Source organism: Bacteroides sp. Marseille-P8574 (genome assembly GCF_902825465.1).
Taxonomy (GTDB): Bacteria; Bacteroidota; Bacteroidia; order Bacteroidales; family Bacteroidaceae; genus Bacteroides; species Bacteroides uniformis.
Genome location: NZ_CADEBE010000001.1, coordinates 703,767 through 727,017, shown reverse-complemented (window position 1 = coordinate 727,017; position 23,251 = coordinate 703,767). Strand labels below are relative to the sequence as shown.

Annotated in this window: 23 protein-coding genes; 8 read left to right on the top strand and 15 right to left on the bottom strand. The window is 45.7% G+C overall.

Features of this window, described 5'->3' with window-relative positions; translation table 11 throughout:
• Positions 1 to 10: 10 nt before the first annotated feature.
• From aat to HUX74_RS03120, 8 genes are all read right to left on the bottom strand, one after another.
• A complete protein-coding gene (gene aat, locus HUX74_RS03155; protein WP_174646201.1) occupies positions 11 to 661 on the bottom strand; it encodes a leucyl/phenylalanyl-tRNA--protein transferase in 651 nt (216 codons plus the stop codon).
• A gap of 4 nt (positions 662 to 665) precedes the next feature.
• Complete coding sequence (locus tag HUX74_RS03150; protein ID WP_174646200.1) at positions 666 to 2,906, bottom strand: AAA family ATPase; 2,241 nt, start codon at positions 2,904 to 2,906, stop codon at positions 666 to 668.
• A 12-nt stretch (positions 2,907 to 2,918) separates the two neighbouring features.
• Positions 2,919 to 3,230, bottom strand: a complete 312-nt coding sequence (locus HUX74_RS03145) for an ATP-dependent Clp protease adaptor ClpS (protein WP_005826483.1) — start codon at positions 3,228 to 3,230, stop codon at positions 2,919 to 2,921.
• A 32-nt stretch (positions 3,231 to 3,262) separates the two neighbouring features.
• On the bottom strand, positions 3,263 to 3,952 hold the full coding sequence (locus HUX74_RS03140; protein ID WP_174646199.1) for a glycine zipper family protein: 690 nt from the start codon (positions 3,950 to 3,952) through the stop codon (positions 3,263 to 3,265).
• 42 nt (positions 3,953 to 3,994) lie between these two features.
• Complete coding sequence (locus HUX74_RS03135) at positions 3,995 to 4,852, bottom strand: SDR family NAD(P)-dependent oxidoreductase (protein ID WP_005835885.1); 858 nt, start codon at positions 4,850 to 4,852, stop codon at positions 3,995 to 3,997.
• Positions 4,853 to 5,365: 513 nt separating this feature from the next.
• Positions 5,366 to 5,800, bottom strand: coding sequence for a DUF6078 family protein (locus HUX74_RS03130; protein WP_174646198.1), 435 nt, complete (start codon positions 5,798 to 5,800; stop codon positions 5,366 to 5,368).
• Between the two features lie 160 nt (positions 5,801 to 5,960).
• The gene (locus HUX74_RS03125) at positions 5,961 to 6,440 is read right to left on the bottom strand and encodes a copper resistance protein NlpE N-terminal domain-containing protein (RefSeq protein ID WP_117600695.1); all 480 of its coding nucleotides are present in this window, start codon (positions 6,438 to 6,440) and stop codon (positions 5,961 to 5,963) included.
• 44 nt (positions 6,441 to 6,484) lie between these two features.
• Entirely contained in the window at positions 6,485 to 7,777 is a 1,293-nt protein-coding gene (locus tag HUX74_RS03120; protein WP_117600696.1) for a hemolysin family protein, read from the bottom strand.
• 94 nt (positions 7,778 to 7,871) lie between these two features.
• On the opposite strand from HUX74_RS03120, the gene HUX74_RS03115 reads away from it, so the two are divergent.
• Positions 7,872 to 8,684 carry an alpha/beta hydrolase family protein gene (locus HUX74_RS03115; protein WP_117600697.1) on the top strand — a complete coding sequence of 271 codons (813 nt, stop codon included), beginning with the start codon at positions 7,872 to 7,874 and terminating at the stop codon, positions 8,682 to 8,684.
• An 8-nt stretch (positions 8,685 to 8,692) separates the two neighbouring features.
• Here HUX74_RS03115 and HUX74_RS03110 read toward each other — a convergent pair whose 3' ends face one another.
• The gene (locus HUX74_RS03110) at positions 8,693 to 9,598 is read right to left on the bottom strand and encodes a DUF4595 domain-containing protein (protein ID WP_174646197.1); all 906 of its coding nucleotides are present in this window, start codon (positions 9,596 to 9,598) and stop codon (positions 8,693 to 8,695) included.
• Positions 9,599 to 9,611: 13 nt separating this feature from the next.
• A complete protein-coding gene (locus tag HUX74_RS03105; RefSeq protein ID WP_138344794.1) occupies positions 9,612 to 11,033 on the bottom strand; it encodes a S41 family peptidase in 1,422 nt (473 codons plus the stop codon).
• Between the two features lie 184 nt (positions 11,034 to 11,217).
• Between HUX74_RS03105 and HUX74_RS03100 the strand changes: the two genes are divergently transcribed.
• Positions 11,218 to 12,504, top strand: a complete 1,287-nt coding sequence (locus tag HUX74_RS03100; RefSeq protein ID WP_117966811.1) for an O-acetylhomoserine aminocarboxypropyltransferase/cysteine synthase family protein — start codon at positions 11,218 to 11,220, stop codon at positions 12,502 to 12,504.
• Between the two features lie 14 nt (positions 12,505 to 12,518).
• Complete coding sequence (mnmA, locus tag HUX74_RS03095; RefSeq protein WP_117966808.1) at positions 12,519 to 13,583, top strand: tRNA 2-thiouridine(34) synthase MnmA; 1,065 nt, start codon at positions 12,519 to 12,521, stop codon at positions 13,581 to 13,583.
• Here the strand turns inward: mnmA and HUX74_RS03090 are convergent.
• From HUX74_RS03090 to HUX74_RS03075, 4 genes are all read right to left on the bottom strand, one after another.
• Positions 13,574 to 14,236 carry a response regulator transcription factor gene (locus tag HUX74_RS03090; protein ID WP_117600701.1) on the bottom strand — a complete coding sequence of 221 codons (663 nt, stop codon included), beginning with the start codon at positions 14,234 to 14,236 and terminating at the stop codon, positions 13,574 to 13,576. The two genes, mnmA and HUX74_RS03090, sit on opposite strands and share 10 nt — an antisense overlap.
• A gap of 91 nt (positions 14,237 to 14,327) precedes the next feature.
• Positions 14,328 to 14,918, bottom strand: a complete 591-nt coding sequence (locus tag HUX74_RS03085; protein ID WP_117966805.1) for a DUF4251 domain-containing protein — start codon at positions 14,916 to 14,918, stop codon at positions 14,328 to 14,330.
• A 65-nt stretch (positions 14,919 to 14,983) separates the two neighbouring features.
• Positions 14,984 to 16,420, bottom strand: a complete 1,437-nt coding sequence (nhaC, locus tag HUX74_RS03080; protein ID WP_174646196.1) for a Na+/H+ antiporter NhaC — start codon at positions 16,418 to 16,420, stop codon at positions 14,984 to 14,986.
• 168 nt (positions 16,421 to 16,588) lie between these two features.
• Positions 16,589 to 17,764: an MFS transporter gene (locus HUX74_RS03075; protein ID WP_174646195.1), complete on the bottom strand. Its 1,176-nt coding sequence runs from the start codon at positions 17,762 to 17,764 to the stop codon at positions 16,589 to 16,591.
• Between the two features lie 823 nt (positions 17,765 to 18,587).
• Here HUX74_RS03075 and HUX74_RS20640 point away from each other — a divergent pair.
• Complete coding sequence (locus HUX74_RS20640; RefSeq protein ID WP_226791135.1) at positions 18,588 to 18,890, top strand: hypothetical protein; 303 nt, start codon at positions 18,588 to 18,590, stop codon at positions 18,888 to 18,890.
• 382 nt (positions 18,891 to 19,272) lie between these two features.
• Entirely contained in the window at positions 19,273 to 19,539 is a 267-nt protein-coding gene (locus HUX74_RS20635) for a helix-turn-helix domain-containing protein (protein ID WP_226791137.1), read from the top strand.
• Positions 19,540 to 19,859: 320 nt separating this feature from the next.
• Here the strand turns inward: HUX74_RS20635 and HUX74_RS03065 are convergent, their stop codons facing one another.
• Positions 19,860 to 20,870, bottom strand: coding sequence for a kinase (locus HUX74_RS03065; RefSeq protein WP_117966796.1), 1,011 nt, complete (start codon positions 20,868 to 20,870; stop codon positions 19,860 to 19,862).
• 844 nt (positions 20,871 to 21,714) lie between these two features.
• Between HUX74_RS03065 and HUX74_RS03060 the strand changes: the two genes are divergently transcribed.
• From HUX74_RS03060 to HUX74_RS03050, 3 genes are read left to right on the top strand one after another with little or no spacing between them, the layout of a single operon-like run.
• Positions 21,715 to 21,921: a helix-turn-helix transcriptional regulator gene (locus HUX74_RS03060; protein ID WP_018666066.1), complete on the top strand. Its 207-nt coding sequence runs from the start codon at positions 21,715 to 21,717 to the stop codon at positions 21,919 to 21,921.
• Entirely contained in the window at positions 21,918 to 22,256 is a 339-nt protein-coding gene (locus tag HUX74_RS03055; RefSeq protein ID WP_118363838.1) for a HipA N-terminal domain-containing protein, read from the top strand. The genes HUX74_RS03060 and HUX74_RS03055 overlap by 4 nt, the downstream gene beginning before the upstream one ends.
• Positions 22,249 to 23,199 carry a HipA domain-containing protein gene (locus HUX74_RS03050; protein WP_174646194.1) on the top strand — a complete coding sequence of 317 codons (951 nt, stop codon included), beginning with the start codon at positions 22,249 to 22,251 and terminating at the stop codon, positions 23,197 to 23,199. Before HUX74_RS03055 ends, HUX74_RS03050 begins: the two co-directional genes overlap by 8 nt.
• Positions 23,200 to 23,251 lie beyond the last annotated feature (52 nt).

Sequence of the window (23,251 nt, the reverse complement as noted above, 5' to 3'; positions counted from 1 at the left end):
GTTATTATTTTTAGAAGCGGTAGTCTTGTTCGATGTATGTCATATATTCGTCGTAACTGATGTGCCTGCCTCCCATTGTCTTGAGGTGAGGAGTTTCGAACTGGCAATCTATCATGACGCCTCCATGTTCCCTGAAGAATTGGGCAAGATGGATGAGGGCCAGCTTCGAGGCGCTGGGAACGAGTGAGAACATACTCTCTCCAAAGAAGCAACGTCCCAGGGTCACTCCGTACAGCCCACCGACCAATTGCTCTTCTTCCCACACTTCCACGCTGGCGGCGAAGCCTTGTTCGTGCAGGTGCGTATAGGCTTCCATCATCTTCCTTCCGAGCCAGGCCCCTTCTTGTTCCATCCGCAATTCTCCGCAGGTTTGTATGACGTCTTCGAAAGCCTCGTTAAAGGTGATCTCGTACTTTCCTTTGTTGATGAGCGTACGCATGGAGTGGGAGATATGGATTTCGTCCGGAAAGATGACAAAGCGGTCCATCGGGCACCACCATTGTATCAATTCTTCTCGAAATGCGTACCAGGGGAATATACCGTTGGAGTACGCCAGGATGAGGCGGTCGATAGAGAGGTCACCGCCCACGGCGAGCAACCCGTCGGGATCACCGTAGTGAGGGTCGGGGAAAGCAAGTCTATCCGTCAGTTGAAAGACCATATCGTTATTCGGTTGTGGGTTGTAGTTTCAATGCTCCGTTTTCCACTTGTACGGATACTTTTCCTCTCGCCTTCAGTGTGCCGAACAGAATTTCTCGCATCAATAGAGGCTTCAAGTGCGAGGCTATCACGCGGTCCATCTCCCGGGCGCCGTATTCGGGGATAAAGCCCCGTTGGAGCAGCCATTCGTGTGCTTCCTGGCTCAATTCCATTTCCACCTGACGGGAGGACAGTTTGCTGCCCAGTTCTCCGAGTTTCTTGTCAAGGATAAGTGATGCCATCGGGCGGTCCATGTCATGGAAGACCACCGTGGCAGAGAGGCGGTTGATGAATTCGGGCTTAAAGGTTTTCTTGACTTGTTTCAGCATGGCTTCTCCGGCGGTGACCTGACTGTTGAAGCCGATGGACGCTTGGCGGGCATATTGTGCTCCGGCATTGGAGGTCATGATGAGGACCACGTGTCGGCAGTCGGCTTTCCGTCCTTTGTTGTCGGTCAGTACGGCATAGTCCATTACTTGCAGCAGGATGTTGAATACGTCGGGATGCGCCTTTTCTATCTCATCGAGCAGTAGCACGCAGTTTGGGGTCTTGCGTATGGCGTCGGTCAGCAGGCCGCCGTCCTCGTAACCCACGTAGCCGGCAGGCGAGCCAATCAGTTTGGCTACGGTATGCTTTTCGGTATATTCACTCATGTCGAAACGTTGCAGGGCGATGCCCAGCTCGGCGGCGAGCACTTTGGCAACCTCGGTCTTTCCTACTCCGGTGGGGCCTACAAAGAGCAGGCTTGCCATCGGTTTGTTTTCGTCCAGCAGCCCGGCTTTGGACATTTGCACAGCTTCCACCACCTGACGGACGGCTTCTTCCTGCCCGTAGATGCGGGAGCTGATGCGTTCGTGCAGGCTTTCCAAGGCGGTGGTGTCCTCCTCTTTCATGGCGAGGGCATTGACTTTGCAGGTACGTGCCAGTATGTCGGTTATCAGTGCCTTGTCCACGGTCTGTTCTCCGGAGTCTGCGGGATGTATTTCCCGGTAAGCTCCTGCTTCGTCCACCAGGTCGATGGCTTTGTCGGGCAGGAAACGGTCGCTGATGTAGCGGGCGCTTGCCTTTACGGCGTAGGGGATGACGTCGGGCTCGTAGGTGACGCCGTGGTAGGTTTCGTATTTCTCTTTCAGGCCTTCTACGATATGTATGGCTTCTTCAATGCTCGGTTCCAGTATGTCTATCTGCTGGAAGCGGCGTACCAGTCCCTTGCTGCGTGCGAAGTAGCGGTTGTACTCGTCGTAGGTGGTGGAACCGATGAAACGTATTGCCCCGGTTTCCAGATAGGGTTTCAGCATGTTGGAGGCATCCATGGAGCCTTCACCCGTGCGTCCGGCGCCTATCAGGTTGTGTATCTCGTCGATGTAGACGATGGCGTGTCCTTCACGGCCTATGCCCTCCATGATGGTTTTCAACCGCTTCTCGAAATCGCCGCGATATTGCGTGCCTGCCAGCAGATTGCCCAAGTCCAGCTCGTAGATGCGGCAACCGGCAAGCCGTTCGGGGACGTTGCCCGCTTCGATACGGGCGGCAAGCCCATAGGCAAGGGCTGTTTTGCCTACGCCGGGTTCGCCCACATGCAACGGGTTGTTCTTTTCTTTGCGGCAGAGCACTTGTATGGTTCGCTCCAACTCCATCTCCCTGCCGATAAGCGGGTTGTGGTCTGCCAGGCGGTCGTTGAGGCAGGTCACGTAGTTACGCCATGGTTCTGTTTTCTCTTGTTCGTCGGGGGATTGTACACCGCCTGCTTCTTCTGCCAGCTCCGCTTCTTCGTAGTGGGTAATGAGCAGACTGAGGAATTCGGGCAGGTCGCCGCCGACTGCTTCCTTTAGAAAATGGCATGCCCAGGAATCTTCCAGTTGCAGCAAGCCTTGTATCAGATGGGGAACACCCAGCTCTTCGGCGCTGGAATACTCTGTCACCATATAGGCATGTTGCAGGAGTGAACTGAGCTGGACGGAAAGTCCCAACTCGTATTCCACATTGTCGGGGATAGTTTCCACTTCTTCCGTCAGATAGTTTTCCAGTGAGATGCTGAGCTCCACATAATTGTAGAAGGTATCTTGCAGGGTGTTGATAAAGGGTTCCTGTTCCAGAATGGCGCTCAGCAGATGTTCGGGCATGATGAACTCGTGCCGGTAAGACTCGGCTTTTCTTTGTGCGGAAGCGAATGCTTGGTTTACGAATATCGTATTTTTTATATCCATATTGTTTCTTTCTTATTCTTCTTCCTCCGGGGTGACGGTGAGCCGGAGGGGGAAACCTTCATTGCGTGCCATGCGGGTGGCTTTCTGTACTTTGGAGTGGGCGATGTCGTATGAGTAGATGCCCACTACCGCGGAGTTGCTCTTGTGCACCTGCAGCATCAGTGTTTCCGCTTCTGCCGATGATTTGTAAAAGACGGTGGTGAGTACTTTTACCACAAACTCCATGGTGGTGAAGTCATCATTGTAGATGGTGACTTTGAAGCGTCGGGGTTCCCGTAATTCTATGCGTTCTTTTTCTTTGAAAGAAGATTGCTGTTGTTCCATTTCTTTTTAAAAACTACTGTTAAGACATTGTTCTACCGTTGTGTGGGCAACGAAAACTCCTGCCAGTCATATTCGTCCCCATACTCGTCGGCTATGGCTATGCGTATGGTGACGTTACCCGTCTTTATCCGTTCTCCGGCACTGATGTTGGCGGTGTATTTCACACCGTTGTGCGGAGTTATTTGCTCTATCATGACCGACGGTGATATGTAAATGCGCTTCATGCCCGTGGTTTCCGCCACCACCGGCACTACGTTGTAGGCTGTTTTGTTTCCTTCGTTCATGATTTCAAAAATCACTTTACAGTTTTCGCTCGAATTGATGACGTGGTCGCGGCTGTTGTCAATGAAACGTATATTCCGTATCCTCAAGTGGTCGATGGCCGATGCTTGCGGCTGTCTTCCGGATTGCGGGGGATAGGGCTGTGTCCTTTCTATCCGGTAGCTGTACTCCTCCTGCTTTTGGGGGGCTGTGGCTGCATTGGCAATGGCAGCTCCCGCAATGGTCCCTATGATGGTGCCGATGGCAGAACCCCGGTATCCTCCTCGCCAGCCTCCGTTACTGTCACCTATCAGCCCGCCGATGGCACCGCCTACATTGCTTCCGATGGCAGCTCCTGCAAGCACTGCGTTAGGGTCGCCTGCAGCCATCTGGCTTGTGCCGCATCCGCTGAGGATGATGGTTGCTGCCAGGATTCCTATAAAAGACTTTTTCATGTTCATATCCTATAATTATTATGTTGGGCAGATTGTTTTATAAAAGGGCTATTCCCAGTAAATCATCTTTTTGGTCATGCCTCCGTCAATGGTTATGTTTTCGCCATTGATGAAGTCGTTTTCGTCTTGGCATAGGAATACGCACATACGGGCAATATCTTCCGGTTTGCCAACCCGTCCGGAGGGGTGTTGCGAATGGTCTTCTGCTCGTAATTGTTCATAATCGTGTGTCTGAATCCAGCCCGGAGAGATGGAGTTGACCGTGATGTGCCACTCTGCAAGCGATAAAGCCAACGCATGCGTCAATGAATAGATACCTCCTTTGGAAGCTGCATATCCTTCACTGCCCGGTTCACTCATCAGATAGCGGGTAGAACAGAGATTAATGATTCTTCCGTAGGTATTCGTGCTGTTTTGACTTTTGCGGTGTACTGCCAACGCATGTGAAGTAATGAACACCGGACGTAAATTCACAGACAATATTTTATCGAACGTCTCCACACTCGTTTCTGTGATGGGAGAGAATTCACTAATGCCGGCATTGTTTATAATGATGTCAATATCCCCCCATTCTTTGAAAATATTTTGCAAGCACAGTTCCAATGCTTCTTTGCTGTTTAGGTCGACGGGATAGAATTGTGCTCCGGTGGCTTGGGCGGTTTGCTGCCCTTTCATTTCATTCTTGTCACAAAAGGCTACTTGGTAATTAAGCTTGCAGAAGGCTTCTACAATGGCTTTGCCAATACCCCCGGCACCTCCGGTAACGAAAACTTTCTTTCCGCCTTTTTTGAGGGGAAGTGTCGGCTTATGTAGCGTTTGTACCTTGCCGGATTTTTTCGCTTTCTCCCAAGCTGCTTTGCGTGCCTGGTATTGCTCGTACTGATTTTCAAGATAATTATCGGCCATATATGTTTCCGGTTTTATTGTTTAACTACGGCGTGTGTCACTTCGTACCCGATGACTACTGCCAGTCCGTTCTGTTTCTTCATGTCATTTTTATTTTATCGGGTTTTCTGATACAAAGGTAGGGAAAGTATTGGATATGTTATTCTATTTTTCCTAACTTCTTCAGTTGGAAGAGGATAGAGCCAGTGTTTCTTCGTCACACAATGCATTGTTTCCTTCTGCACCCTCTTCGACCTCATTCTATGTATCTGCAATATCCTCTCGAACGCGTTTAAGTGGTTTTCCTAAGGAGAACTGTTTGTTTCAATATGGAGAACAGTTTGTTCCATTATGGCAAACAGTTTGTTCCGTTAAAGAAAACAGTTCGTTTTATTGAGTGCGAACATTCTGTTTTATAGTATGTGAACACTTTGTTTCTTACTGTTGTAGCAAAGTGTTCACCGTTGTGAACTAAAGTGTTATCTATATTTTCAGTGATAAAATGACATGAAAAGGGGGCTGAAGATTACCTTTCTACCATTTGTATTCCTCGCTGTAAGAGTCGAAAGCCGGTTCTCCCGGAATGTTGTATTGGTGGAAAGTTCTGCGGATATAGTTCTGGTCTTCGGGGGAAAGGTAAGATTCTTCCCGGTAGAAGCGGTAGTATTTTCCGCGGCCGAAATGGGCTATCAACTGGCTTTTCAGAGGTTGGAGATTCTTGTAGGGAACTTCATCGAGCAAGTGGCTGATTCCCCATGCAACATGTATCTTTTGTGTCGATTGGAAATAGGCGCATTGACTGCTCTCCTCTGGAATGCACAGTGGATTGATGATGCGGATGGACGGGTACTCGGGGGTATCGCGAAGGGCAGCTAAGCGATGCAGGCAGTTGTCGGCTTTCGGGCATTGGTTGTTGAAACAGCGTGAGTAGTTGGCAGGTGCTAAAGGTTTTTCGGAAGAATGTTTCATGTTTATATATACTTTGATGAAGCTACAAAGATAATACTAACTTTTTGATATAGCCTTCTGTTCTCTTGTTTGAAATGCCTCTTCATTGAAAAAACAGTAGCCGGAACCACTGAATCCAGTAATTCCGGCTATACCGTTCTTTCTTATAAGCAAGGATGGACTATTTCACCTGGATGATGTCATAATTCAAGTCACTCACCGCCTCTTGCAGGCTGTCGTTGACAAGGCGCAAGGTAGTGTCGTTCACTACTACGAAGTACACCGGAGTGTCGCCGTCGTCTGGAGTCAGTTTAATGGCTGTTTTCTTCTTGTTATTGACGTCTTTCTGGATAACTTCTTTCTTTCCTTTGGAAGTAAAGCTTTTGTTCTTTCCGGGGCCTTCGGCATCCAAATAAGTTGTTACCAACGTATAACCGCTTTCTCCATCAGGACCTACGCTGTCCACGCTCAATACATACTGGATGCCCGGACCGTCGGCAGCAGGAAGAATTCCCTCGTATACGGCTACGGCAGACGAGTCATTGCCGGCAACTGCCATTACCCCTTCGTCCACGGCAACAGCATCATTGTTCTGGGTTCCTTTTGATTGGCAGGATACCAATGCAGCGGCAAAGGCTGCAATCATCATTACTTTTTTCATTGCTTTAATGGTTTAAATTAATTATAAAGACGCAATAGCGTTCGTTATTCATCTTCTTCTTTCTTGATGACAAGCAGTTTGTCCACTCGTCCGCGGTCCATATCCACTACTTCGAAGTCCAGGTTTTTGTAGCTGAACAAGTCTCCGGCTTTCGGCACCCGTCCTATCAAGAACATGGCAAGACCGCTCAAGGTGGTGAAGTCTTCTTCTTTCAGGTCATCATAGTTCATAATGTCCATTGCCTCCATAAAGTCATCCAGATTCATGGAAGCCTCCACCAGCATGGAACCGTCTTGACGGACAACGATTTCCTCTTCTTCCGTTTCATTCTCTTCGAGGATGTCTCCGAAGATACTTTCCGTCAAATCGTGCAGGGTGATAATCCCTTCTGTATTTCCATACTCGTCTACAACAACTCCGAACTTGTTTTTGTTCTTCTTAAACAGCTCTAAAACTTTCTTTGCATACAAACTTTCCGGAATAAATAGGGCAGGGCGGGCAATATTGCGTAAGTTGAAGGGGTGTTCGCCGCCCATCATCAAGATGATGTCCTTTACGGAAACCACGCCGATAATCTCATCTTTCCCCCGTTCCACCAGAAGATATTTGCTGAAGTGTTCTTCATGGATGATACGCAGCACCTCTTCCGGTGTGTCTGTGGGGTGGAGCACAACGATGTCGCGGCGATAGGTCATCAGGTCATTCGCTCTTTTGTCCGAGAAGCGGAACACGTCACGCAACATTTCTGTCTCGTCTTTGTCGATGACGCCTTGTTCCGAGCTTTGGTGGAGGATCATCTTCAGTTCGTCTTGTGTCATTTGGCGTTCCTCGCCGCTGTTCAGTCCGATGAGTTTGTTCATCAGTTTGGTGGAAGCGCTCAGCAGGCATACAAACGGATAGGAGATCTTGGTCAGCACAATCATGAAAGGGCTGAGCATGGTGGCCCATCGTTCTGGGTTATTCAAGGCGATGGATTTGGGTACCAGTTCACCTATGATGAGTGACAGATAGGTGATGATGGCTACTACGGTAATCATGGCAAGAGTCTTGGCATAGGCGGCTGCTCCCGGAATGATGGCGAACAGCGGTTCTACGTCATCAGCGATGGTGGCACCGCCATAGGCACCGGATACGATACCGATAAGAGTAATACCGATTTGGATGGTGGAGAGGAACTTTTCGGGTTCTTCCAGTTGTTTCAATACTCCTTTGGCTCTTTTGTTCCCTTTTCCGACAAGAGTTTCAAGGCGTGCTTTACTTGAGGAGACTAAGGCGATTTCATACATGGCAAAAATACCGTTCAGGATAAGTAAAAGTAGAATGATAATAAATTCCATAGTGGATTTTGAATAGTTTGTGAGGCAAAGATAATGATTTTTCAGTATTTATTGTTAATATTGCCATCCGTTAGAAAAAATAAACAATAAATAGATGAAAAAAAGAATTACTGCCTTGGGGCTTTTGTGGTGTCTGTCTGCCGTGATGTTGCAGGCGGCACGTGTAGACACGGTGCTGGTGAGAAGTGTAGCCATGAATAAGGATGTAAAAGTTGTGTATGTATTGCCTGATAAGGCTATCGGCAAGCAGGCTTGTCCGGTGGTTTATCTGTTGCACGGTTATGGCGGCAATGCGCGGAGCTGGATGCAGCTGAAGCCGGAATTGCCGCAGATGGCGGATGAGAAAGGAATCATATTTGTATGTCCGGACGGCAAGAACAGTTGGTATTGGGACAGTCCGGAGAATCCTGCCTACCGTTATGAGACTTTTGTCACCTCGGAATTGGTGAAGTATACAGACGGGAACTATGCTACCATTCCCGATAGAAAGGCGCGTGCCATCAGTGGATTGAGTATGGGCGGTCACGGTGCTTTGTGGAGTGCTATCCGCCATAAGGATGTGTTCGGTGCGGCGGGCAGTATGAGTGGAGGAGTGGATATACGGCCGTTCCCCCAGAATTGGGAAATGAGCAAGCAGTTGGGAGAGTTTGCTGCCAACAAGGCATCTTGGGATGCACATACGGTGGTCAATCAGTTGGATAAGATTGTAAATGGAGACTTGGCGCTAATCATCGACTGCGGTGAGGCCGATTTCTTTCTTGAAGTGAACAAGGACCTGCACAACCGGCTGCTGGCAAGGAAGATAGACCATGACTTTATCACCCGTCCCGGTGGACATACCGGAACGTATTGGAATAACTCCATAGACTATCACGTCCTTTTCTTCGACAAGTTCTTTAAGAAGTAAGTAACTTGTTATTCGATGGTATAGTTCACGGTGCGTGTGTAGTCCTGCTCGTAGCCGTTCCTTATATGCCTGACGACTGCATGGCAGGAAGTGACGATACCCCGGTTATCCAACGTATAAGTATAGGTGGTGGTCTCTTCACTTTCTCCGTTGCTGTCCGGGATGAGTTGGGTAATCAGGTAGTTTGCAGGTTCTCCCAATATCTTCCCGTATATGGCAACCGCATGCATGGAAAGCGGATACATGTCCGTAATGAATAGGCTTGGTATTTCGGAGATATTTGCAATTTCATCGCCTGAGGGTGTGGTAGCCGTACTGTTGTGCTCAAAAGCATCTACCTTTTGCTGTATGCGTAATGCCCGGAAGTTGTTGTAGTCTATTGTAATGGATGAGTATTCTTTTCCGTTGTCCAGCCTTTCTGTGATGTTTTCCAGATAGTATTTGTCTTCGGTGTTGATGAGGTAGGAGAAGGTGTAAGTACGGGTATTTCCTGCCATATCCTGACTGGTACAAGTGGTGGCATAACCTTTGTCATTCAGCGTGTAGGTTGATATTGTACCTGCTTCGTCGGTTATCACGGCTTGATGGTCCTTGTATTCGACGGTAGTGGTATTCTCTATCTCGAAGAGTTCGTCTCCTGCCGTAAAGCTCTGTTTGCCGGTGTAGCCGGTCAGCCTGCCTGCACTGTTGTAAAGGTAGGTGTGGGTGGCAGTAACCGGTTGCGCATCGCTCTCTATCACTTCTTTGAGTTCGATTTTGGAGAAAGGAGTGGTGGGGTAGGTTGACGGCTCCGGTTCTGGCGTATCACTGCCATTGTTATCATCGCTGCAAGCTGCCAGTCCGCCGAGCAACAGCAGGCTGAGCATGATTCCCGAAAATCGGGTGATGATTGTAACTCTTCTGTTTAGTTTCATCCTATTTGTCTTTTTATTTGATACGTACGGCATGGCTTGCCCGACGTTCAATGGAGTTTGCGAGAGTGGTCACTCTTAAAGAACGGGTATCTTCTTGTGCGGGCGGTTGTATGCTTCCGTCGATGGCGCCGAGTGCAGTGCTCAATAAGGCTTCGTTGGTATCTCCAAAGGGCAGGAAACGTGACATGTCGCTCATCTCATTCACTACATATCCCGAGTAGGCCGGTTGGAATCCGGATTCATAATCAGATTTCCCTTCCGAATTGTATATCTTGCAGACGATGGGATTCATCGTTATCATCAGTTCGGGGCTGGAGAAATTCCTGGAACCTACATTCTTGCCTACGGTAGTACCGCCGATGATGACAACATCCATATACGGGTCGAGGCAGTTAATCACCATTTCGGAGGCGGAAGCAGTCTGGCTGCTGGTAAGTACGTAGAGAGTATTCAGGTTTAGGTTTGCTCCGTTTCCGATGAGTCCGGAGTTCAGGGTGAACGGTACTATCTGCGGATTGAAGCGGTTGTTGAATTCCAGGTACCCCAACTCTTGTCCCAAGGCGGAGGAAGGGGCAAGCATGGTACACAGCAATTCTGCGCAACTCAGTAATCCGCCGTTGTTGTAGCGTAAGTCAAGGATGAATTCGTTGACTTGCTGTGATGCGAAATATTGGAATGCGCTGCGCAGGTCGTTGTCATATTCATTGCTGTTGTCCGTGGGGCCGGAACTGAAGTGGTTGTAGACCAGATAACCTATTTTCTTGCTGCCTGATGTATATACATTCTTATAGTGCACCGGGTTGTCGTTGACGGGACGCGCCGATGCTATCTGCCTGGGTTTGTCGTAAGCAACAATGGCATTTTTCTCCACGTCGTAATAACCTACTGTCAGCTCCATGGCACTACTTCCATACAGTTTCTTATAATTCTGTTCGGTAATAAAGTTCCCGTCCATCTTCATAATCCAGTCACCCCGTTTCAGCCCGATTTCTGAGGCCGGGCTTCCGTCGGCAACGTAAAGAATCTGTGCAACAATGGCATTATCTTCTCCTTCTACTTCTATCTGATTGGTAGTGAACTGGAATCCGTAGCTGTAATCCGTATAGGGGATGCTGCGGGTAGTGGTGACGCTGACCAGACTGTCGATGGTGGAGAATTTGTCCTCTTCGGATTTGAGCGAGGCAAAGAAAGTGAAAGGGGCTTGGAAATAGTTCAGGTCGTTGGTATGGGGGATAGCGTCTACCCAATAGTACCACACACGCATGGTGTCGTCAATCCAGCGGTCTGTCTGGGTCTGTCCGGCATACTCTTTCCAGCGGTCCACTCCGCAGGAAGTCAGATAAATGGGAAGAATCAGGGTTCCCAATATGAGTATCAGTATATTTTTTGCTTTCATGGGGGCAAAGATAGTGCAAATTGAGTGCAGAACTTTCATGCTTGCATGAAAAAGTTTTGCCGAAATGCAGCTTATCTTATCTAAAGATAGAAAATAGCTTGCTTATCTACCACAATTGTGGTATAAAATTCCCTAACCTGTGTCATTGTCTGCCCCAGCTTATCGCTCTATCTTTGCAACATCCGAATGAAAAACGATTTATTTACCTAAAATACGAACGACAATGGAAACAAAGAAATTGCACTTTGAGACTCTACAACTTCACGTTGGACAAGAACAACCTGACCCGGCCACTGATGCCCGCGCCGTACCTATCTATCAGACAACTTCGTATGTATTCCATAATTCGGCCCATGCGGCAGCCCGCTTTGGCCTGCAGGACCCGGGGAATATTTACGGGCGGTTGACGAATTCCACACAGGATGTGTTTGAGAAACGTGTGGCTGCTCTGGAAGGCGGTGTTGCCGGATTGGCCGTAGCCTCGGGTGCGGCAGCCATCACTTATGCCTTTGAAAATATCACCCGTGTAGGAGACCATATCGTGGCGGCTAAGACCATCTACGGCGGAACGTATAATCTGCTGGCCCACACATTGCCTGCCTATGGGGTTACCACTACTTTTGTAGACCCGGACCATCCTGACAATTTCGAGAAAGCGATTCAGGAGAATACCAAGGCGGTATTCATTGAAACGCTGGGCAATCCGAATTGCAACATCATTGACATCGATGCCGTTGCTGAAATAGCACACCGTCATCGGATTCCTCTGATTATAGATAATACCTTCGGTACTCCTTACCTGATTCGTCCTATAGAGCATGGGGCAGACATTGTAGTCCATTCGGCAACGAAGTTTATCGGAGGGCATGGTACGTCCTTGGGGGGGATTATTGTAGATAGCGGCAAGTTCGACTGGGTGGCTTCGGGGAAGTTTCCTCAACTGACGGAACCGGACCCGAGTTATCATGGAGTACGTTTTGTCGACGCTGCCGGTCCTGCTGCCTATGCCATCCGTATCCGTGCCGTATTGTTGCGTGATACCGGTGCTGCAATCAGTCCTTTCAATGCTTTTATTCTGTTGCAAGGGCTTGAGACGTTGTCACTTCGTGTGGAACGTCATGTGGAGAATGCTTTGAAAGTGGTTGAATTTCTGCAGAAGCATCCCAAAGTGGCTGCCGTGAATCACCCGTCTCTGCCCGAGCATCCTGACCATGCACTTTACGGGAAATATTTCCCGAACGGAGGTGGTTCTATCTTTACGTTTGAGGTGCGGGGCGGTGTGAAGGAAGCGCAGACGTTTATTGACAGTTTGCAGATATTTTCGTTACTTGCCAATGTGGCTGATGTGAAATCTCTGGTTATTCATCCTGCCACCACTACCCACTCCCAATTAAGTGCACGGGAATTGGAGGAACAAGGCATCAAACCAGGTACGGTCCGTCTCTCCATCGGGACAGAACATATCGATGATTTGCTGGAGGACTTGTCTCAGGCGTTTGACAGAATTTAAAAGGATAACATTAAATGAATATTGCCGTATTACTGTCGGGAGGTGTGGATAGTTCCGTTGTCGTGCATCTCCTTTGTGAACAAGGTTATCGTCCTTCTCTTTTTTACATCAAGATAGGGAGGGATGATGCCGATTATATGGACTGCTCTGCGGAAGAGGATATGGAGATGGCTTCTGCCATTGCCCGTCGCTATGGATTGTCATTGGAAGTAGTGGACCTGCACCGGGAGTATTGGGACCGGGTGGTGGCTTATGCCATTGATAAAATAAAACGTGGCTTGACTCCCAATCCGGATGTGATGTGCAACAAGCTGATAAAGTTCGGATGCTTCGAGCAACGTGTGGGAAAGGGGTTTGATTTTACGGCAACTGGGCACTATGCCACTACGGTGTTGAAGGATGGAAGGACATGGCTCGGTACCGCCGCCGATTCCGTGAAAGACCAGACCGACTTTCTGGCACAAATAGATTATCTGCAAGTTTCCAAACTGATGTTTCCATTGGGCGGGCTGATGAAGCATGAGGTTCGTGACATAGCCCTGCGTGCCGGATTGCCCAGTGCCAAACGTCGTGACAGTCAGGGTATATGCTTTTTGGGGAAGATTGATTATAATGATTTTGTACGTCGTTTTCTTGGCGAAAGGGAAGGGGATATTGTGGAGTTGGAAACGGGCAGGAAGTTGGGCAGGCATCGGGGCTATTGGTTTCATACCATTGGCCAGCGCAAAGGATTGGGATTGAGTGGAGGACCGTGGTTTGTTGTTCGCAAGGATATTGAAGGGAATGTGATTTATGTATCACGAGGATACCATACGGCGTTGCAATACGGCAATGAATTCCATATGCACGATTTCCATTTCATCACGGATAACCCCTGGAAGGAAGCAGAGAGAGAGGCGGAGGTGACTTTCAAGATACGCCATACGCCGGAGTTCGTCAAAGGCAGGCTGCAAAAGAAGGCGGAGGGCTACTGCATAATATCGGAAGAGAAGCTGCAAGGCATTGCTCCGGGCCAGTTCGGAGTGGTGTATGATGCCGCTGCCCGGTTGTGTATCGGGAGTGGGGAGATTTATATATAATATTCCACCAAGTCCACGATGCCTGCCTTCATGGCATATTTGGTAGCCTCGTGCGCATTGTTTACACCCAGTTTCCGGAAGATATTCTTTCTGTGGCTGTTTACCGTATGGAAGCTGAGGTTTCTTTCGGCGGCTATTTCTTTGGTTGTTTTCCCCAGGGCTATCTCTTTCAGGATGCTCCGTTCGGCAGTAGTCAGTAAATCGTCTTTGATGGCAGGATGGGTGGGGGAGGAGGAACCGTTGCCCGCAAGTAGCAGGTTGCTGACGTGATTACAGATGAATCGTTCTTTGCGTGAAGCGCATTGTAGTGCGGTCAGTATCTCTTCTTTGGAATTATCCTTCAGCACTACGCCGAATGCCATGCTGCTGAACAATACCTGGCGCAGGAACGGTAGGCTCAATTCGTCGGAAAAGAGTAACCAATCGGCTTCCTTGAAGCGTTCGTGAAGTACCATTAGCTCTTCGGCTCCCGAAAAATCAAAAAGGGTATAGTCCAGAATGACAACGGCGGTGGGATGCAGGCGTAGTTGCTGTATCAGTTCTGCCTTGTTGTCGGCTTCCAGCAGCAGGGAGGTGTCTTTCTGTCTGCCCAATAGGAACATCATGCCTGCTTTGGTGATATCTTGATTGTCTGCAATGATAAATTCTCTCATGACATTTGGTATATAAAAAACTCCGCTACAAATGTACACTTTTTAGTGTGATTTGTGGCGGAGTGGGAATATATATATTTATATAAGGGTTTTACCAGGAACGTCCCTTGAATATGTTGGATTGTTCCAGCGGAACCAGGTTCCCGCTCAAAGTCATGGTGTTGGAGTTGAAGTTCGGGCTGATGGTTACAGTTGCGTTGTTCCCGCCATTGGTCAGCGTAAGGAATATCTGGGCGGAAATGCCGATACCCTGGATGCTGAAGTTGCAATTCACGTTGCCCCGTTTGTCGGTAGTCATCTGGATGTCTGATACAGTTCCGTCCACTGTTACACCGCCAATGCCATTAGGACCCGGGTATGCGGTGTTGAAGGCTACCTGCACGGTGCCGCGTCCTTGGTTTACCAATACGAAGTTGGTGTTGGAGTTTACAAATGCGGTCTGTCCGTTGCGGAACATCACCTGGTCTGCCTCCATTACGAACTGGTGAGCTTTCAAGGCCGCCATTGCGTCATCATATGAAATGGCATCCTGTGCTTGTTCTTCAGCTTTCAGGCGTGCACGTTCTGCGTCTCTCTGGGCTTTACGGTCTGCGCGCTTTTCAGCTCTACTCTCTTGTGCATACATGGTCGTTGCTGCCATGCTTACCAATACTACTGCTGCTAATGCAATAAACTTTTTCATAATCGAATTTTTTTTGTTTAGGTTTAAATAAATTGTTCGTTATAAGTTTATTGCAAGAACAATGCCTATCCAGGATTGTTCACCGGTTTTTTAATTATTTTATATCCGATAGCAGCAATAAAGATACTCATTACCGGACTGATAAGGTTGAAGAAGCAATAGGGAAGGTAGGTCAGTGTGGGTACACTCAAAATGGTAGCTTGCGTCATGCCGCAGGTGTTCCATGGGATAAGCGGGGAGGTAACGGTAACGGCATCTTCCGTGGTACGGCTAAGTAGCCGGCTTTCGTAGCCTTTCTTTGCGTAAACGTTGCTGAACATGTTTCCGGTGAGGATAATGCTGATGTACTGGTCTGCCGTGGCAAGGTTCAGGAACAATCCGGAACATACGGTGGATGCTACCATGCTGGCTGTATTCTTCATGAAGCGGACGAATAGGGAAGTGATGCTTCCCAGCATGCCGCTTGCCGTCATGGCTCCGCCGAAACACATGGCGCAGATGATGAGCCAGATGGTATTCATCATTCCTGCCATACCTCGTGTGGCAATCAATTCTGTCAACATGTCACTGTCAGTTTGTAGACTGGTACTGCCATAGAATGTCATCATTATCCCTTTGAACATATTTCCACCTTCCGCTATCTCATTCAGTAGTCCCGGTTGGAAGATGAAGGCGAATATCCCTGCCAGCAGAGTGGAGAGAAAGAGTGTGATGATGGAAGGCACTCTCCGGGCAATCAGTATTCCCATAATCACGGGAACAGTCAGTAACCAGAAAGTAATGTGGAATTTGGCGTCCAGTGCTGCCGTAAATTCCGCGATCTGTTGTGTATTGTTTGTTTCGTGTGTGAGCCCCATTACTGTAAAGATGACAAGGGTGATAAGGAGAGAAGGGACGGTGGTAATCATCATATAGCGGATATGGCTGAATAGCGGTGTGTCCGTTACGGATGAGGCAAGGACTGTGGTATCCGATAACGGTGAAATTTTGTCTCCGAAATAAGCTCCTGAAATGATGGCACCGGCTATCCATCCCTCTTCAAAACCTTGTGCCTTACCTATGCCCAAAAGGGCGATACCGATGGTGGCGATAGTGGTCCATGAACTTCCCGTCATTACTGATACCAATGCACAAATAATGCAGGTAGAAGCAAGGAAGAAATTCGGATGGATAATTTGCATACCATAATATATAAGGGTAGGTACCACCCCACTTATCATCCATGTGCCGCTCAAAGCACCGATAATCAATAGAATAATGATAGCTGTGGCAACACCTGAAATGTTGTTGGTGATGGCAAGTTCATAATCTTTCCAAGGGATGCGGTAGAAAGCCATGCCGATAAAGACACACATGCCAGTGGTGGCAAGCAGGGAAATCTGGCTTCCTCCACTCAAGGCGTCACTTCCGAAAGTATGGATGGTGGCAAACAGCATTCCTACGAGAAAAGCGATGGGAAATAGAGAAACGAGTGGAGAGGGTATTTTCTTTGCTGAATTCATTGGGTTGTTTTTGACTATGCTTGGTTGACAAATCTATTATCAATCTGCCGTTTATAGTTTGATGCGGCAAAGGTATAACAATTCTGTTTAATATCTTTCTTATCCTCTGTATGACAAATAAAAATTATCAAATCTTTGCGTTTGCTTGGAAAAATGATAGTATCCTTGTTATTTCTTGCTGTAAAGGGTGATGGACAACGATATTATTGTCAAAATAATGCCGGTGCCGACCACGCCACTCCATCCCCAAGTCTGCCAACTACTTCCTGCAAGGAAGGTACCCAAAGAGCCGCCGATAAAGTAAGTGGTCATGAAAATCGTATTTACCCGATTGGAGGCAGATGGGCAGATGTCGAAAATACTGGTCTGGTTGCTGAGTTGGATACATTGCATGCCTATGTCTATAAGAATGACACCGGTAATGATACCTGCATAGTTGTTTCCGCAGAAAAAGAGCGAGCCCCATGCAAGCAGAATCATTCCGCAACCGATAAAGTTGAAATTGCGTATGCCTACCTTTTTTACATATTTTCCTACAAAAGATGCGGTTAAGGCTCCGGCAATACCGCAGAGCCCTAGTATGCCGATGACGTCGCTGGATGCATGGAACGGGGCTTCTCCCATTTTGAATGCAAGGCAGGACCACATGGCAAGGAATGAGCCAAAGGCCAGTCCCGCACGTATCGAGTAGATTCGTAGAGAGGGGTATTCTCTTACTAATGAGAAAAGAGACTTCATCAGCCCGGAATATTTGCCTTGGAAAGTCGGTTGTATGTCTGGTAGTACCTTTAATACAATGATGGCGCATAGTAACATCATTCCGGCGGCGATGAAGTACATTTCACGCCAGCCAAGCACTTCACCCACAAATCCGCTGACAACACGTGATGCAAGTATTCCAGTCAGTAATCCTGAGATGACGACACCTACATTCCGTCCCTTGTTTTCGGGGCGTGAGAATTGCGAGGCAATCGGTACAAATATTTGGGGTATCATGGAGCAGATGCCGGTGATGAGTGATGCTGCCCAGATGATGTAGATGTTCGGTGCCAGGGCAATGGCTAGAAGGGAAAATATGAGTAGGAAGAAATTCGTCAGGATGATATTCTTGCGTCTATAGAGGTCTCCTAATGGAACGATGAACAATAATCCCAGCGCATATCCGATTTGTGTAACCATGGCAATGAGGTTCGTTTTGAATTCAGAAACTCTCAATTCATGCCGCATGATATTAAGCAGGGGTTGGTTGTAATATAAGTTGGCTACGGACACGCCAGCTACGATGGCAAGTGTCCAGAGTATATGTGCCGGTAATCCTCCGTTTTCTTTCAAGTCTCGTTTCATGCTGCAAAGATAATGTCTTTCTGTTTCATGGGCAAGATATGTGAGTATGATAAGAATATGTGTGAAGTGGTATCATCTTTTTAATCTTTCCGTTTGTTATACTATTATTTTGTTTGAAAATAATTGATTGGGGTTATCTTGGATAAGCAGAATATTGTATTGGTACTTAAAAATACGTTGGGTATGGAAAATGAATGGTTTAGAGAGTTGCTGGGTATGAAATGCAGGTGGACGGAATGTAGGCTCTGCTAGCAAACGAGGGTTGGTAAGGTGAATTTGATGATTCAAGGAGCCTGCCGTTCCCCCATTAGACCGCCTCCTGATGACATACTTGGGATTATCCTGCTATTGACTGAAAACTCGGGTATATATTAGTAGGAATCATTATTACTTAAATTTATAATAGTATGAAACATTTATCGATAATAATAATAGTAGTGTCATTATTCATTTTCCTGCTGTCCATCGGCGTATATCATAAGGTTCCCTGGTCTGTTCTGCCAATAGTGGCTAGTGGAATCTGTATATTATGTTGGCTTTTGTTCCATTTGCTCTGTATCAGTGAAGAAAGAGATTTACTGAAAGAGGGAAATCAGTATTTCATTGATACCTTTCAAAACATACGTAATCCCATTTCTTTGATTAAGACACCGTTAGAGGCAGTTACGAAGGAGACTGTCCGGAAGAAATAAAGAAGGAACTGGCTGTTGCACTTCATCATATAGGCGGGTTGGAGCAGCACTTGATAGCGTTAATGGAGTTGAAACGACTATTTGGCAATTCTAGTAGCCTGGTAGTTGCAGAACATGAAATCGGCGCATTTATGAGGAAGAAAGTGTCTTTTTTACAGTCTCATGTGGCCGGGTTGCAGATGAAGCTGGATTTGGTTCCGGATTTTGACTATGCAAGCGCTTGGTTTGATCCGGGAAAGATATCTCCGGTTGACCGGTTTGTATTGAGTGCCATCGAGTGTTCTCTGCCGGAAACGCACCTCTCGATGCAGGTTTTGTTGAAGGGGGATTACTGGGCAATCAAGATTAAGGACACAGGCAACAAGCGATTTTTGAAATGTTGCAGATGGTACTCGTCGCGGCTTCCTATTCTGCGACCTCTGCATGGCAAGTAGTATGGCATGGGCGGTGTGTTTTTTGACAAGTTGATGAATATGTGTGACGGGAAAATACTGACTTTGGAAAAGGAGGCTCTGTTTCGATTTCCCATAAGATGTTCGTGTGCGGTTTCGGGGGTGTATACATTCTTAAATATTCCGGACACTTTTCAGGTGAATGAGTCGGAAATGGTTTTCCATGGTTTCTCGAAGAAAAAAATATGGATTAGACCTTTAGTGATACTTGCGGATAATGACAAGGGATTCAGGGATTATCTTGAGAAACGTTTATCGGAATGTTTTGTAGTGAGGAGCTTTGATGACGGTCAGGAAGCATTGGAGGTAATATGTGAAGAGTATCTGGATTTGGTGATTTTTGAATGAAGTGAAGCTTTACATTATGGAGAATATGGATAAAGAGGATTTGACAGTAGATGATATTGCCTCCAGGATGTGCATGAGCCGGATAACCTTTTATAATAAGTGGAAGTTGTTGATGGGAGAAGCACCCAAATATTTGATTTCGAGAATCAGGATGGAGAAGGCACGGGAACTTTTGGAAAGCGGAAAATTTTCTGTGACCGTGGTTGCTGAAATGGTGGGTATGCGAAATCTGAAAAACTTCAGTATAAGGAGTATTTTGGAAAAACACCGAAGGAGTTTATGAAAAAAGTATGATATTTACTTGAAAAAAACTTTCATAGAAAGGCTGTCACATATTAGATAATGGACAGCCTTTGTTTTGAAATGGGAGATAGGAAAACTGGACATCCTAAGCTAGCTATAAAGGAAAATCTCTCATCGTTTTCGCTTTGGGGATAACTGGGTATATATGATTAGCTTTACTTGCTGATGCAAAATTTGAAAATTAAATAGTCATATTGTTGTATGATAGATAGTTATTACATAAAATACACTCTTTTAAGCAACAAACAAGCAACAAAACTTCTCTAAATTGCATAGATGATATTTTGTTTCTGAAGATATTCATTGCCTTCTCAATCTTTTATCAACTAAAGCCAGATATTTTAACCCCGTTTGATCTATTATATTTTCAGGTTTTTCAATTTTACATGCTGAATGGATAGCATTTAGGAAGCCGGGGATACCTAAAACAGGACTGGCTAGTAATCCTATTCCTGCGGAAATAGTTCCACATATTGTTCCAAAAATGATATCACCTATATGGCTTTCATTCATCCTTGCGGATAGTTCTTCTTTAGCCATTTTCATATCCTCAAGAGTTATTTTGAATAATGGTGATTCCGGAGTAATTGTTGGATTTAGAACTAATAGTTCTACTTTGTTACTGAATGCTTTTAATAAATCACGGTACTTATCTTTAAATTTTCTAAGATTGATCAAATCTATTTGTTTAGGATATGGTATCAGATTCTTGAGTATCAAATCTCTCTTATATTGTCTTGTTCGTAATTCAATATCTTGGTTTCGTATGTATGTTGTAGCGAAGCTATAGTCAATTTTGTCTGTAGTTGGCTGGAAATCAATTTTATTGGCAATTACTGAGGTCAAAAAAGTCATAAGTTCATTGGCAGTTTTCTTTTCTACATTATACCAATTGTTATCTATCCTTTCTGCCAATCCCATTTGAGTGAGCTCATGAAAAATCTCAAAATCAAACTTATCTACGTGTAATTTATTACCATTTTTTTTCAATGAAAATTTCTCAGGATGAATATGGCTAGTCCCGAATTTGTTATGTGAAAATCTTCGTCTTTGTATGATATCTCGGTTCTGAGTTAAATATTCCATAAACATTTTTGAAACTTCCCAAGGATGTTCAAGAACATCCATAGGATTAATTGGGTGGATTAGTTCATTTTGAATTACCTCCCGCATAAAAGGCTCATATTGTTCTGGTTCATAGAAATATTGAGTCGGTACTATAGAACTAATATTGTCATAGTAAAGCAGAGCTCGTATAGCCCAATCAGTGTTAGGCAGATTTATGTATGGATAGTATAACAGATTGTTCATGGTTTTCAGAATTATTTATGTACAAATATAACAAAATATGATAATTAGTTTACTTTTTTACAATGCGATTACATTTGTTTTGTTGCTCAAATATTTCTAAGTAACAAAATAAGATTGTATATTATTGTTGTTTGGCGTTAATTAGTCGATTTATACCTATTTATACTCCTGGATGGTTTTGATTTTAAAAGGTGTAAGTGGTCGATTGTTAGTGTATTATGTAGCTTATTTACCGATGCAGCATATTTACATCACTGATTATCAGTGACAATTCATTTTAATCGGTACAACCTCTGTTTTGACAAATACACAGAATGTAGGGACAAATGCAAACCGTTGTATTTCATCGTTTTGCATATACGTGTTGTACCGCTTCTTTTCAGCCCTTTTGTGGAATGTCCGCTATCAGATACAAGGTACTGAATGATAGGGCATTTCCGCTGGTATGTTACAGAACGCTTGCTGAATACAAAGGTAGTGGTTTTCTTGGGATTTCTGTGGTTTGCGGTGTAGTTTTTATTTGCCAAAGGGGGATTTATAGTAGGGAATTGGGCATAGAACCAGAAAACTCTTGTAGGATACACATCGATTCGCTTGAAAAAGTGTAGAGTAATGGGCGATATTCGTTGGAAAAAGTGTAACGAATCAGATTTATTCGCTTGGAAAAGTGTAAAACCATATGCGTTGTACTTGTTTTTAGCCTTAATATTAACGCCTCAATCCTCCTTGTATTATACCCATACTGATATAATTTCAGTGGCAAAACAATAAATTATACCTATACTGATATAATATCGAATATTTGTGCTAACTTTGTACCCGAAAAGGTATAAAGTATGATGCTATGAATAATCTTTCTACTACGGTCAAAATGTTGCGAAAGCAATATAATCTGACGCAAGAAGAACTTTCGTTGAAATCGGGAGTAGGATTGCGCTTTGTGCGAGACCTTGAACAAGGAAAGGAAACGCTACGCCTCGATAAAGTGAATCAGCTCCTAGACTTTTTCAATTATGAAATGGTTGCCACTCAAAAAAACAGTAATCAATGAGACAAGCCCGTATATTTTACAAGGATCAATTGGCTGGTGTTCTGATAGAAAACGATGCCGGATATGAATTCCGCTATTTGCCGGAATACCTCTCTCTAGAAACGGCAAAGGCGGTTAGTATGACATTGCCTTTACAGGAGGAAGCATATACAAGTCCTGTGCTATTCCCTTTTTTTGATGGTTTGATTCCTGAAGGATGGCTGTTGGATGTTGCATTGCGGAATACAGACATCAGTATTCTTGACCGGATGTCGCTCTTACTGACATGCTGCAAAGATTGTATTGGAGCAGTAAGCGTCATTCCTTCGGTAGAAAAGGAGGGAAGCCATGTGTAATTGCTTATATTGTTATCGTCCGCTCTTAAAAGGGGAAAAGGACATGCACACGGTTTGCATAAAGAAGTTCTTCGGAACAGCAACATTGCCTGTTCTTGATTATACGACAGAACAACTTGATCAGCTTGCTCTGCAAATCATTCAAGACCAAACCTCTTTGACCGGTGTTCAGCCTAAACTATCCTTGCATTTGAATGAGCATGAGGGCAGCAAACGATTGACTATTGTCGGTCTATGGGGCGGTTATATTTGTAAGCCACAGACCTCGCAATATGAAATGATGCCTGAGGTCGAGGATTTAACCATGCACCTTGCAGAGGTGGCACGTATTGAGGTTGTTCCTCATACACTGATGCGGATGGCAGATGATACGCTATGCTATCTTACCCGTCGAATTGACAGGACTTCTGCCGGAGAGAAGATAGCGATGGAAGATATGTGTCAACTGACCGAAAGGCAAACAGAGCACAAATACAAAAGTAGTTATGAACGTATCGGCAAGGCTGTTTTGAAATACTCGTCTTTACCTAAAATGGATGTTACCAATTTCTTTGAGTTGGTGCTTTTCTCTTGGTTGACAGGGAATAACGATATGCACTTGAAAAACTTCTCTTTGTATGAGGTGGCGGATAAGATACGTTTAACCCCTGCTTATGATTTGCTAAATGCGGCTATCATCAATCCCAAGGATGACGAAGAGTTGGCATTGACCTTGAATGGTCGGAAGAAAAAACTTCAAAGAGAGGATTTTATCAGGTCAGCAGCTACGTTGGGTATAGAGAATGTGATTGTAGAGCGATTGATAAATAAGTATGTCAAACTATTGCCCAAGTTTGAGGCTGTTATTCAAAACTCTTTTTTGAATGATGAATTAAAGAAAAAGTATGGCGAATTGTTGAAGGAGCGTCTTGCGAGGCTTTCCACAAAGGCTGTAAAACGATAAAATACACAATGCTATGGATATATTAAGTCTCACCCAAATAACATCATTGTTC